Consider the following 12,381-nt stretch of genomic DNA (forward strand, 5'->3'; position numbering starts at 1 on the left):
GTCGACCAGTGGGTGGCGCCGGCCGGGGTGGACTCCAGGGTCTGGACGATCACGTCCTCGACCCGCGCGTCGGTCACGGTGCGCGGCGCGCCGGGACGCGGCTCGTCGACCAGCCCCTCCAGGCGATCGGCTGCGAACCGCTTGCGCMACTTGGCCACCGTGACCGGGTGAACCCCAAGATCCTTGCCGATCCGAGTGTTTGATGCCCCGTCTCCGCAAGCCAGCACGATGCGGCAGCGCAGCGCGAGAGCCTGGGAAGAGGTGCGGCGCCTCGCCCAGCGCTGCAGCGTCTCGCGTTCGTCGTCGGTGAGAACCACCTCGACCGTGGGCCGTCCCATTCGCGCCATGACCCCAGCATACTTATGCAATGAATCAAAGACTCAAGACACTAGGGCGCGTGCCGAGGGGCGGCGCCCCGCCGGGCCTTCGGCTTGCTGGCCAGGCGCTCGACGGGGTTCCTCTCCTTGGCACGATCGACTACGGGATCGTGCCAGGCCGGTCGGCCGACGGACGGTGCCGTCAGGTGGATCCGCGAGGGCATGGTTTCGTCGTTCCCGGCGGCTTGTCCGCGAGATGGTCGAGGGCACGTGCGACGGCCGAGTCGCAGCGGCGCCCGATCTCCGTGGCCGTGAAGACAGGAGTACGGAATTCCCGCGGCACCGGGATGCCACGACCCTCGAAGCTCTGCCCGGCCGCATTCCGGTAGTCCTCGTTGCTGAGGTCGAGGAACCAGTCGCCGGGCAGTGTCCGCGACAGTTGGTCCGAGAAGACGCCCTGCGTCGGGCGGCCGATCAACGTGGGCTTCGGCGAGCGGTTCAGCAGCGTCATGACCGCCGTCTCGCCCGCGCTCACCGTGAGGTCGCTGACCAGCAGCGCGATCGGCCCGTGGAAGCCGGGGCGGGCGCTGGGCGACACCCGCAGCTTCTCGTACGGCGTGAACCCGGAGGCCGCCCGGGTGTCGCGCGCCCGCTTCTGGAACGCGACATGGGGCTTGTGCGTCAGCCGGGAGGCGAGTGCGATGCCGAGGTCGTCGAAACCGCCGTCGTTGAGGCGCAGATCCAGCACGAGGCCGCGCCGGCCGTCCTGCTCCGCGACGGCGAACACCGCGTCCAGGGCTTGTTCGAACTTCTTCCGGTCGGCGTCGTACGACTCGTCCGCGAAGTCGTCGAACTGTGTGATGCGCAGGTATCCCAGATCGTCCGGCAGCCCGCCGGCGTACTCCACCTTGCCGTCGATGACGGGAGTGAGCCGCTTGCCCAGCCTTGCTTCGACCGCGGGCCGGAAAACATCGGTGTCCATGTCGTCCGATGCGCGCGTGCCCGGCCGTTTGCCGTAAAGGCTGAGGTCCTCCCCCTCGATACCGGTGTGCATGTCGCCGAGTTCGCGGACCGTGTCACCCAGCAGCTTGCCGAGCATCCGGTCGGTGTTGTGCTCGGCCAGGGCCGCCCGGTCGCGCTCCCTGCCCGTCGTGTCGAGCTTCCGGTGCGCATAGGGCGGGTAGTGCTCGGTGAGGTTCTGCCAGAAGACGTCGAAGGTCTGCAGCCGGCGGTCGGCCGCGTTCCTCGAGATCGCGGACGGGCAGCCGGGCGGCTCCTCGAGCCGGTTCATGCGGATGTGTCCGGCCGACCCCGGTTCCCGCACGACCAGTTGGCCTCCCTGTCTGCGGACGACCAGCTCGGCCTCACCGTCCTCACCGAAGGACGTCGCATCGCCGTCGCGGCCCACCGGTGCCGACGAGGCCCCGCCGAGGCAGCTCGCCGCTGTCCGGTCGTAGGAGGTGAGCCGCGTCTTCCCCGCACCGTCCCGGGCGATGTCGAAGACGTAGCCGTACCCGGCGCTCTGCCATGTCCCCTCGATCGCCGCGTTCCGGTCGCCAGGGGCGCGGTCCGGACCCGAGCAAGCGGTCAGCACCGCGGCGATCCCCACCCACAGCCATCGTCTCCGCGCCATGATCGGGAACGTACCGCAAGAACCCCGAACAACCCGCACAAAAAGGCCGCCCCGGCCGCCGGAGGGCGTCGAGCCGGGCGAGCCGGAGAAGGTGGGCGACGGCCTTCGGGCCTCCCGGACCACCCGTCTCCGTTCGGACAACAATCGGAAACAGCCGTCCCGGTCGTCACTCCTTGTGCGTAAAGTGCTCACTCGCCGAACGTCCTGAACACGTTCAGAAGACGTGGGGGGTCCGGCGGGGAGGGGAAAAGCCCGATGGGCAAGGGGGTCAAGGCCACCGTCATCGGTGGTGTGTTCGCGGTCATGGTGGGTGGCGCCGGGTACGGGGTCTACAACATCGTGTCGGCGGTGAACGGCGGCGGGGGAGGCGGCGGTTCGGACGCGGCCGTGACCAAGAAGTCCGGGCCGCCGGACGAGGAGGAGGTCGCGAAGGCGAGCGGGGCGTTCTTCGCGGCCTGGGAGAAGGGGCAGGCGGAGCAGGCGGCGTCGTACACGAACGACGCCGGGGAGGCGGCCCCGCTGCTGGCGGCCTACGGCGAGGACGCCCGCCTGACCGACGTCGAGATCACGCCGGGCACGGCCACCGGCACCACCGTGCCGTTCCGGGTGAAGGCGACCGCCTCCTACGACGGGAAGTCCGAACCGCTCAGCTACAAGAGTGAGTTGACCGTCGTGCGCGGGGAGACCACCGGGCGCGCGCTGGTCGACTGGCAGCCGTCCGTCGTCCACCCGGATCTGAGGGACGGCGACACCCTGGTCACCGGGGAGGCGGCGCAGCCGCCGATCGAGGCCCTGGGCCGGGACGGCACGGTGCTCACCGAGGAGAAGTACCCCTCCCTCGGCCCGATCCTGGACACCCTGCGCGAGAAGTACGGCGACAAGGCGGGCGGCACCCCCGGCGTCGAGCTGGTGATCCGGCACGCCGACGGGACCGCGGGCGAGGGCGCCGGCGACACGACGCTGCTGACCCTCGCCAAGGGCAAACCCGGCCAACTGCGTACGACGCTCAGCGCGGGGGTGCAGGCCGCGGCCGAGAAGGCGGTGAAGGAGTTCGCCGAGTCGTCGGTGGTGGCGGTGCGGCCGAGCACCGGCGAGGTGCTGGCGGTCGCCAACCACCGCGAGGACGGGTTCAACGCGGCGTTCCAGGGCCGGGTCGCCCCCGGTTCCACCATGAAGATCGTCACCTCGGCCATGCTCATCGACAACGGCGTGGCCTCGATGAACGGCCCGGCGCCCTGCCCGCCCACCGCCACCTGGCAGAGCCAGACGTTCAAGAACCTCACCGGCATGGAGCCGAACGAGAACGCCACCCTCGCCAACAGCTTCCTGCGTTCCTGCAACACGGCCTTCATCAAGCTCATCGACGAGGAGCCGCTCACGGACGCCTCACTCACCCAGGAGGCCCAGGAGCGGTTCGGGCTGGGCCGGGACGACTGGAAGACCGGCATCGTCTCCTTCGACGGCAGTGTTCCCGCCGTCGCGGGTCCGGACCGTGCCGCCGGCGCCATAGGCCAGGGCCAGGTGCAGATGAACCCGCTGAACATGGCGTCGGTGACGGCGACCGCGATCACCGGTGCCTTCCGCCAGCCGTACCTGGTCTCCCCGGAGCTCGACGGCCGGCAGCTGGCGCAGGCGAAGGGCCTTCCGGCGGGCACCGCCGCCCAGTTGAAGCAGATGATGCGGCTCACCGCCACCCAGGGCACCGCCCAGGAGGCCATGGCCGGGCTCGGCGGCGACATCGGCGCGAAGACCGGTTCCGCCGAGGTCGACGGCAACGCCACCTCCGACAGCTGGTTCACCGGTTTCCGGGGCGACGTCGCGGCGGCGGCCATGACCCAGCAGGGCGGCCACGGCGGGGACGCGGCCGGTCCGATTGTCGCAGCCGTGCTACGAGCGGGTGGCTGAGGACGACGCGCGGGAGGGGGGACTCTAGGCTGGTGGCCGTCGTTGGCATGTGAGCGCCATGGCGGGTGAGAGCCATGGCGGATGAGCGCCACGAGGGCAGCGTGCGGGCATCGGGGGAGCCCGGCGGACTTTTTCTGCGGAGGATCGGACAAGCAGTGGGCAACAGAAAGCGCGTCGCCGAGCGACGGAAGACCCCGCCCGCCGTGCTCGGCGGGGTGATCGCCGTCGTCGTCGGCGGTGCCGGGCTCGGCGCCTACGCGCTGTTCGGGGGCGGGGGCGAGGACGACACCCGGACGTCCTCCGCCCAGCAGGCCAAGGAAGCCAGGACCGGCCCGCTGTCCGCCGCCGAGGTCACCGCCGCGGCCGACCGTTTCCTCACCGCCTGGCAGCAGGGCAAGGTGAGCGAGGCCGCCGAGGCCACCGACGACCCGGAGGCGGCCACCGCCCTGCTCACCGGCTACACCAAGGACGCCCGCGTCGAGGACGTCACCCTCACCGCCGGCGCCCGCACCGGCGACAAGGTCCCGTTCTCCGTCAAGGGCACGGTGGCGTACGGGGACTTCACCGAGCCGCTCGCCTACGACAGCGCGCTGACCGTCGTACGCCGGGACGGGGACGGCGAACCGCAGGTCGCGTGGGCGCCCTCCGTCGTGCACCCCGACCTCAAGGCCGGCGACAGGCTGGTCACCGGGGAGGCGGGCACCCCGCCGGTCAAGGCGCTGGACCGGGACGGCGGCGAACTGACCACCGCCACCTACCCGTCCATCGGGCTGATACTGGACGGGCTGCGCGAGAAGTACGGCAAGACGGCGGGCGGCGAGGCCGGCATCGAACTGCGCGTGGTCCGCGGCAAGGAGTCCAAGAAGGCGGAGGCCTCCGACAAGACCGTGCTGGAGCTGAGCAAGGGCACCCCCGGCACGGTGCGGACCACGCTGGATCCGGCTCTCCAGGCCGCGGCCGAGGAGCAGGTGGCCAAGAAGGCCAAGTCGTCGGTGGTGGTGCTGCGGGCGTCGACCGGCGAGATCCTCGCCGCTGCGAACGCCTCGCGCGGCTTCAACACCGCGTTCCAGGGGTCGCTGGCCCCCGGCTCGACGATGAAGGTGCTCACCGCCTCGATGCTGATCGAGAAGGGCCTCGCGTCCATCGACGAGAAGCACCCGTGCCCGAAGTACTTCAGCTACGGCGGCTGGAAGTTCCAGAACCTCGACAAGTTCGACATCAAGGGCGGAACGTTCCGGGACAGCTTCGGCGCCTCCTGCAACACCGCCTTCATCAGCCAGGCGCCCGAGTTGGCGGACGACGACCTGACCAAGCACGCGCAGCAGGTCTTCGGGCTCGCGAAGAACGACTGGCAGATCGGGGTGTCGTCCTTCGACGGCGCGGTGCCGGTGCAGAAGGACGCCCCCATGGCGGCTTCCCTGATCGGTCAGGGCGGGGTGCGGATGAACCCGCTGAACATGGCGTCGGTGTCGGCGACCGTCAAGGCGGGCGTGTTCCACCAGCCGTACCTGGTGTCGCCGGAGGTGGACAACCGCGAGCTGGCCACGGCCTCGCGCACCATGTCGCCGGAAACGCTGTCGCAGCTGCGGGAGTTGATGTCGTACACGGCGACCAGCGGCACGGCGGCGACGGCGATGGCCGGGGTGAGCGGTGACAAGGGAGCGAAGACCGGGTCGGCCGAGGTCGACGGTCAGAAGAAGCCCAACGGCTGGTTCACCGCGTACCGCGGGGACCTGGCGGCGGCGGGCGTCGTGCAGTCGGCCGGCCACGGCGGCAAGACGGCGGGTCCGATCGTGGCGAGCCTGCTGAAGCTCGGCGGCTGACCCGGGCGTGGGCGGCGGTTCACCCGCCGCCCACGCCCGTCAGCGCGGTCAGTGCGGGACCGGTTCGGTGGCCGCCGCGGCCGCGTACGTGCGCCGCAGGAACCGGGTCAGGGCCTTCGTCTCGAACTGCACCACCGACACCCCCTGCGCGGAGTGGAACTCCACGACGGTCTGCACCCGGCCGCACGGCCACACCTGCACGCCGCCGCTTCCCACGGGGGTGCGCAGCCCTCGTTCGAGCAGCGCACGGGGGACGGGCCACTCGCGCTTCCCGGGACCGGGCATCCGCACCGTCACGGTGCGGGGGTCGTCCTCGGCGTCGTAACACAGCGTCACGGGCACCGCTTCGCGGTCCGCGGCCTGCGGAGCGTCCGCGTCCGTGACGATCTGCGCGCGTGCGTACTGCTCGACTGCGTTCATGGGTGGCCCCTCACGGTGCTCTACCTGTACGAAAGCCGCATACCCACTCGTGCTTACAATGTCGCACACATTCCGGAATCCCACTCTCCGTACGGATCCGGTCACGGATGCGCCGAAGCCGTGCCCACCGACGACACCCTGATGCGCGCGCACCGCCTGGAACTGCCGTACGGCTTCAACCCCCGGTCGGTACCGGCCGCGCCGGGCGCGCCCGGCCGTCCGTGACAATGGGCGTGTGACGAACGAGGAGACCGAGGGCTCACTGCTGCTGGACGAGCAGTTGTGCTTCGCGCTGTACGCCGCCCAGCGCGCGGTGACGGCCGCGTACCGTCCGTTTCTCGACGAGCTCGGGCTGACCTACCCGCAGTACCTGGTGCTGCTGGTGCTGTGGGAGCGGGGGGAGACGACGGTCAAGGAGCTGGCGTCGGCCCTGCGCCTCGACTACGGCACGATGTCGCCGCTGCTGAAACGGCTGGAGATCGCGGGCCTGGTCCGCCGGGAGCGGGCGGCGCACGACGAGCGCTCGGTGCTGGTCGCGTGCACCGGGCGCGGGGAGGAGCTGCGGGAGCGGGCGGCGCGGGTGCCCGGCGCGCTGCTCACGACGACCGGGCTCACAGGTGCCGAGGTGGCAAGGCTGCGCGAGGAGTTGTGGCAGTTGGCCCGGAGGGCGGACGCGGCGGCGGAGCGGTCGGACCGACCACGCGCACCGACCACGCATTACCCGTAGTTACTCCCCCCTGGCGACGGCGACTTACTACCCACCAGTACCTTGTGCACGATGTATTTGCGCACGCCTGATTCCGGGAAGGTCCAGCCATGACCGAGGGCACTGCTGTCGCCGCCACCGACACCCGTCCGACGAAGATCATGTACGTCGCCGAGGCCACCGCGCACGGCGGCCGGGACGGCTACGTCACCACCCAGGACGGCCGTCTGGACCTGAAAGTCGCGATGCCTCCCGCGCTGGGGGGCGACGGCAACGGCACCAACCCCGAGCAACTGTTCGCGGCCGGCTTCAGCTCCTGCTTCCACAACGCCCTGATCCTGGTGGGCAACCGGGCCGGCTACGACCTCACCGGCTCCACCGTCGCCGCGAAGGTCGGCATCGGCCCCAACAAGCAGCGCGGCTACGGGCTCGCGGTCGCCCTGAGCGTCTCCCTCCCGGTCCTGGACGCCGGCCTCGCAGCCGGGCTGGTGGACGCGGCCCACGCGGTCTGCCCGTACTCCAACGCCACCCGCGGCAACATCGATGTGACGATCGTGCTGGGCTGACCCAGGCTTCCCCAAGGAATCACAGGCGGACGGCAGCGGTTGCACCCACTGTCGCAGGTATGTGAAAGGGAAGGGACCGACGGACGTGGGCGTGGATGTGCACGGCACAGTGACCGAGGGCTTCGAGCCTGTACGGGAGGCGTTCGCCCGGAACTTCGAGACGCTCGGGGACCGGGGCGCCGCCGTCGCCGTCTACCGGGACGGGCGCCGGGTAGTCGACCTGTGGGCCGGTGTCAAGAACATCGACGACACCGACGACACCGACGGCGCGGAGCCCTGGCAGCGGGGCACGGCCCAGATCGTGCGCTCGGCGACCAAGGGCGTCGCCGCCGCCGTACCCCTGCTGCTGCACCAGTACGGCGAACTGGACCTGGACGCACCGGTCGGCCACCACTGGCCGGAGTTCAAGGCCCACGGCAAGGAGCGGGTGCTGGTCCGGCACCTGCTGAACCACCGGGCCGGACTCCCGTTCCTCGACCGCCCGCTCACCCCTGCGGAGGCGCTCGACCCGCTGCGGGGCGCCGAGGCGGTCGCCGCCCAGGCACCCGCGTGGGAGCCGGGCACCGACCACGGCTACCACGCCCTCACCTACGGCTGGCTGCTCGACGAACTGGTCCGGCGCGTGACGGGCCGGGGAGCCGGCCAGTGGATCGCGGAGCGGATCGCCGCTCCGCTGGGGCTCGACCTCTGGCTGGGGCTGCCCGAGGCGGAGGCCGGCCGGGTGGGGCGGGTCGGCCCGGTCGAGGGGCCCGAGCCGTCCGGCGCGCTGCGCGCCCGCCCCAAGCGTTCGGTCACCGCGGCCTACGCCGACCCCGCCTCCGTCACCCGCCGGGCCTTCGCCGCGATCAGCCCGTCCCCGGACCCGAACGACCCGGCGTTCCGCGCGGTGGCCCAGCCCGCCGCCAACGGCATCGCGACGGCGGACGGACTCGCCCGCTTCTACGCCTCACTGATCGGGCGGGTCGACGGCGTACGCCTCTTCGAGCCGGCCACCGTCGAACGCGCCCGCGCCGAGGAGTCGGCGGGCCCGGACCGCGTCCTGATCGTGGGCACCCGCTTCGGCCTCGGTTACATGCTGCACGGCAGCGCGTCGCCGTTCCTGGCCCCGGGCTCCTTCGGCCACCCCGGCCGCGGCGGCTCCCTGGGCTTCGCCGACCCGGAGTCGGGCATCGCCTTCGGCTACGTCACCAACGGTTTCCGCACGACGGTGACCTCCGACCCCCGCGCCCAGGCCCTGGTACGGGCGGTGCGCTCGGCCCTCGCCGGCTAGCTCATACGTGGATGGGGTGCGAGGTCCGGCCGGACACTTCGTCGATCTCGTCGTGCGCCTTGGTCAGCAGTTGCATCGCGAGTTCGTTCAACGCGCGTGCGCCGGCGACCTCCTCCCCGACCCTGGGCTGGTTCGCGTCGACGTGGTGCCGGCTCGCGTGCCCGTGGGACCGTACCTCGGTCCCGTCGGGCAGCCGGAGCAGCGCCGCCGCGCGCGTGTGCTGGTCGTCCTCCATGAACTCCATCTCGACGTGCCACCCGACCGTGGTGCGCATCGTGCTCGTCATGACGGTCACCTCCGGAAGTCCTGCTTCCAGGGTGCCCCTCCTCCCGTCCGACCGCACCCCATCGCGCCCGGCCGCCGCCGCTATCCGGCGCGCAGCATCAGCCCGATCCCGACGACCAGCAACCCGGCCGCGGCGACGCGCGGAGCGCCGAAGCGCTCCCGGAAGAACAGCGCCCCGATACCGGCTCCCACGATGATCGACGATTCCCGCAGGGCCGCGACCGGGGGTGGGCGGCGGAGTCCTCGTGGTCAGTGGCGGCTGTCGTCATGCGGGGCACGCTAGCGGGCGGTGCGGGCGGCGGGCGACCGGGTTTGTCCCGGTGGTGGGCGCGGCAGGCGCGGAACGAGGAAGCCGGTGAGGGCTCCCCGTCCCCACGGGGCCCTCACCGGCTGGTACTGGGGACCGCAGGAGCTGACGTCCTGCGGTCCGGTGCGGTCATCCGCCGCTGTCAGACACGGACCAGTTCCCGGTCCTCGTCCTTCCTGTCGTCCTGCGTGCGCAGGCCCTCGCCCTCGACGTCCACGTTGGGCAGGACGCGGTCCAGCCACTTCGGGAGCCACCAGGCCTTCTTGCCCAGCAGGGCCAGCACCGCCGGGACGATCGCCATGCGGACGACGAACGCGTCGAAGAGGACGGCGACGGCGAGGCCGAAGCCGATCATCTTGACCATCGCCTCGCTGGAGCCGATGAAGCCGGAGAAGACGGCCATCATGATCACCGCTGCGGCGGTCACGACCCGGGCGCTGTACCGGAAGCCGGTCACCACGGCCTGGCTGGGGTTCTCCCCGTGGACGAAGGCCTCCCGCATCCGGGTCACGAGGAACACCTCGTAGTCCATGGCCAGTCCGAAGACCACGCCGACCATGAAGATCGGCATCATCGACATGACCGGGCCGGTCTCCTCCACGCCCATCAGTCCGGACAGCCAGCCCCACTGGAAGACCGCGACCACGGCGCCCAGGGCGGCCAGCACGGAGAGCAGGAAGCCGAGGGCCGCCTTCAGCGGGACCAGGATCGACCGGAAGACCACGATCAGCAGCAGGAACGCCAGCCCGACCACCAGGGCCAGATACGGCACCAGCGCGTCGTTGAGCTTCTGCGACACGTCGATGTCCATCGCCGTGGCACCGGTGACCAGGATGTCGGCGCCGGCGTCGGCCTTGATGTCCGCTCCGGCGTCCCGGATCTCGTGCACCAGGTCCTCGGTCGCCACGGACGACGGCTTGGAGTCCGGGATGACGGTGATCGTGGCCGTGTCGCCGGCCTCGTTGGGTGTCGCCGGGGCCACCGTGATGACGCCGTCGAGGCCCTTGATGTCGTCGCCGGTCCGCTGGAAGACGGCCTGCGGGTCGTCGCTGTCCTTGGCGTCGACCACGACGACCAGCGGACCGTTGAAGCCAGGGCCGAAGCCCTCGGACAGCAGGTCGTAGGCGCGGCGCTGGGTGGTGGACGTCGGCTGCGAACCGTCGTCGGGCAGGCCCAGTTCCAGGGAGCTCGCCGGGACGGCGGCCGCACCGAGGCCGACGACGCCGAGCAGGAGGACGGCCACGGGACGGCGTACGACGAAGCTCGCCCAGCGGGTGCCCATGTTCGGGCGCTGCGCCTTGTCCGCGCCCTTGTCGCGGCCGCCGCCGAGCAGCTTGCTCTTCTCGCCGGCCGGGCGGACCCTGCGGCCCGCGTAGCCGAGCAGCGCCGGGACCATGGTGAGCGCGATGAGGACGGCGATGGCGACGGTGCCCGCGGCGGCGATGCCCATCTTGGTCAGCATCGGGATGTTGACGACCGACAGACCGACGAGGGCGATGACGACCGTGAGTCCGGCGAAGACGACCGCGGAGCCCGCGGTGCCGACGGCGCGGCCCGCCGCCTCCTCGCGCTCCCTGCCCTCGGCCAGTTCGGCGCGGTAGCGGGAGACGATGAACAGCGCGTAGTCGATGCCGACGGCGAGGCCGATCATCGTGGCCAGGATGGAGGTGGTGGAGCCGAGGTCCAGGGTGGCGGCCAGCGCGGAGATGCTCGCGACGCCGATGCCGACGCCGATGATCGCGGTGAGCAGCGGCAGGCCGGCCGCGATCAGCGAACCGAAGGTGATGACCAGGACGACCGCGGCGACACCGATACCGATGATCTCGGCGGCGCCGGTCTCCGGGACGGCCTGCAGCGCGTCACCGCCGATCTCCACGGTCAGTCCGGTGTCACGGGCGTCCTCGGCGGCGGCCTTCAGGGCGTCGCGCGAGGAGTCCTCCAGTTCCATGCCGGAGACCTTGTAGCTCACCGACGCGTAGGCGACCGCGCCGTCCTGGCTGACGCCTCCGCCCTGGTACGGGTCGGTGACGAGGGCGACCTGGGAGTCGCCGGAGAGCTCCTGGACGGTCTTCTGGACGGTCGCCTTGTTGTCGGCGTCGGTCATCTTCTCGCCGGCGGGCGCCTTGAAGACGACGCGTGCGGTCGCCCCGTCGGCGCTGGCACCGGGGAAGCGTTCTTCCAGCACGTCGAAGGCCTTCTGGGCCTCGGTGCCGGGGATGGAGAACGAGGTGTTGCCGGCCGCGGGAGCGCCGGCCGCGCCGACGCCGGCGAGTGCCAGCAGCGCCACCCAGAACAGGGCGGTGAAGTGTCGTCGCCTGAAGGCGAAGCGTCCGAGTCGATAGAGGAATGTGGCCACGAGGGAGTACTCCCGGTCAGGTCGTGGGTTCTTCAGGGCAGGGGGGTCCAGCCCGACGACGTGAGCGGTGGCGTCCGTCAGGTGGTGATGATGAAGGTGGTGATGAGGGAGAGAGCCGACCGGGGCGGTCAGCGGGTGGACACGCCGAGGGCGGGGAGGACCACGGCGTCGATGTACGAGGTGAGGAAGTCCCGCGTGGGCGGCCGGTCGTCGATCAGCGTCCGTGTGGCGAACGCGCCGACGAGCATGTGCACCATGTAGTCCAGCGCCGGATTGTCCGGGCGGACCTCGCCGCGCTCGACCGCGCGCCGGACGATCCCCTGGAACTCGTCGACCTCGGGTTCCACGAACAGGTCCCTGAAGGCGCGCCGCAGGTCGTCGTTCGTGTGGACCGCCATGGCGAGCGCCCGCATCAGGGCGGCGTTCTGCTCCATGACGCAGTCGTTCTCGCGGCCGATGAGACCGTGCAGGTCGCCCCGCAGGGAACCGGTGTCGATGTCACCGATGCTGCCCGGCTTCTGGTATCGCATGGCTCTCACCACCAGCTCGGCCTTGCCGCCCCACTGGCGGTAGAGGGTGGCCTTGCTGGACCGGGTGCGGGCGGCCACGGCGTCCATGGTGAGGGCGTCGTACCCGACCTCGCGGAGCAGGTCGAGCACGGCCGCGTAGATCTCGGCCACGCGCTCCGGGGTGATCCGGCTGCGCCGCGCCGTCGCGGCCTCGGTCATCCCGCTCACCTCTTCTCGCTCCGGATCTCACCGCGCCGAACGACACGGTTTCGTACACGACGAAT

11 protein-coding genes and 2 pseudogenes are annotated in these 12,381 nt (G+C 71.3%); 6 read left to right on the forward strand and 7 right to left on the reverse strand.

Going from position 1 to position 12,381, the window contains the following annotated elements; translation table 11 throughout:
* Positions 1 to 347: helix-turn-helix domain-containing protein (locus DIZ27_RS45215; RefSeq protein WP_146228979.1), on the reverse strand; the 347-nt coding region annotated here is incomplete at its 3' end.
* Positions 348 to 519: 172 nt separating this feature from the next.
* Positions 520 to 1,950, reverse strand: a complete 1,431-nt coding sequence (locus DIZ27_RS22690; protein ID WP_146228980.1) for a S41 family peptidase — start codon at positions 1,948 to 1,950, stop codon at positions 520 to 522.
* 255 nt (positions 1,951 to 2,205) lie between these two features.
* Here DIZ27_RS22690 and DIZ27_RS22695 point away from each other — a divergent pair, with 255 nt between their 5' ends.
* Both DIZ27_RS22695 and DIZ27_RS22700 read left to right on the forward strand, forming a co-directional pair.
* Positions 2,206 to 3,855: a penicillin-binding transpeptidase domain-containing protein gene (locus DIZ27_RS22695; protein WP_109380287.1), complete on the forward strand. Its 1,650-nt coding sequence runs from the start codon at positions 2,206 to 2,208 to the stop codon at positions 3,853 to 3,855.
* Positions 3,856 to 4,010: 155 nt separating this feature from the next.
* The gene (locus tag DIZ27_RS22700; RefSeq protein ID WP_109380288.1) at positions 4,011 to 5,678 is read left to right on the forward strand and encodes a penicillin-binding transpeptidase domain-containing protein; all 1,668 of its coding nucleotides are present in this window, start codon (positions 4,011 to 4,013) and stop codon (positions 5,676 to 5,678) included.
* Between the two features lie 48 nt (positions 5,679 to 5,726).
* Here DIZ27_RS22700 and DIZ27_RS22705 read toward each other — a convergent pair whose 3' ends face one another.
* Positions 5,727 to 6,098, reverse strand: a complete 372-nt coding sequence (locus tag DIZ27_RS22705) for an SsgA family sporulation/cell division regulator (RefSeq protein ID WP_109380289.1) — start codon at positions 6,096 to 6,098, stop codon at positions 5,727 to 5,729.
* 129 nt (positions 6,099 to 6,227) lie between these two features.
* On the opposite strand from DIZ27_RS22705, the pseudogene DIZ27_RS22710 reads away from it, so the two are divergent.
* From DIZ27_RS22710 to DIZ27_RS22725, 4 genes and pseudogenes are all read left to right on the forward strand, one after another.
* A pseudogene (locus DIZ27_RS22710) lies at positions 6,228 to 6,323 on the forward strand (cobalt ABC transporter ATP-binding protein); the annotation flags it as partial.
* 10 nt (positions 6,324 to 6,333) lie between these two features.
* The gene (locus tag DIZ27_RS22715) at positions 6,334 to 6,825 is read left to right on the forward strand and encodes a MarR family winged helix-turn-helix transcriptional regulator (RefSeq protein WP_109380290.1); all 492 of its coding nucleotides are present in this window, start codon (positions 6,334 to 6,336) and stop codon (positions 6,823 to 6,825) included.
* An 89-nt stretch (positions 6,826 to 6,914) separates the two neighbouring features.
* Positions 6,915 to 7,370, forward strand: a complete 456-nt coding sequence (locus DIZ27_RS22720) for an organic hydroperoxide resistance protein (protein ID WP_109380291.1) — start codon at positions 6,915 to 6,917, stop codon at positions 7,368 to 7,370.
* 91 nt (positions 7,371 to 7,461) lie between these two features.
* Positions 7,462 to 8,640: a serine hydrolase domain-containing protein gene (locus DIZ27_RS22725; protein ID WP_109380405.1), complete on the forward strand. Its 1,179-nt coding sequence runs from the start codon at positions 7,462 to 7,464 to the stop codon at positions 8,638 to 8,640.
* A gap of 1 nt (position 8,641) precedes the next feature.
* On the opposite strand, the gene DIZ27_RS22730 is transcribed toward DIZ27_RS22725, so the two are convergent.
* The 4 genes and pseudogenes from DIZ27_RS22730 to DIZ27_RS22745 all read right to left on the reverse strand — a co-directional run bounded on the left by DIZ27_RS22730 (position 8,642) and on the right by DIZ27_RS22745 (position 12,316).
* Positions 8,642 to 8,926: a DUF1876 domain-containing protein gene (locus tag DIZ27_RS22730; RefSeq protein ID WP_181383646.1), complete on the reverse strand. Its 285-nt coding sequence runs from the start codon at positions 8,924 to 8,926 to the stop codon at positions 8,642 to 8,644.
* Between the two features lie 80 nt (positions 8,927 to 9,006).
* Positions 9,007 to 9,150 (reverse strand): annotated as a pseudogene (locus DIZ27_RS22735) (EamA family transporter); the annotation flags it as partial.
* Between the two features lie 224 nt (positions 9,151 to 9,374).
* Entirely contained in the window at positions 9,375 to 11,588 is a 2,214-nt protein-coding gene (locus tag DIZ27_RS22740; protein WP_109380292.1) for an MMPL family transporter, read from the reverse strand.
* A 128-nt stretch (positions 11,589 to 11,716) separates the two neighbouring features.
* Entirely contained in the window at positions 11,717 to 12,316 is a 600-nt protein-coding gene (locus DIZ27_RS22745) for a TetR/AcrR family transcriptional regulator (RefSeq protein WP_109380293.1), read from the reverse strand.
* Positions 12,317 to 12,381 lie beyond the last annotated feature (65 nt).

This window comes from Streptomyces sp. NWU339, from assembly GCF_003143855.1.
Taxonomy (GTDB): Bacteria; Actinomycetota; Actinomycetes; order Streptomycetales; family Streptomycetaceae; genus Streptomyces.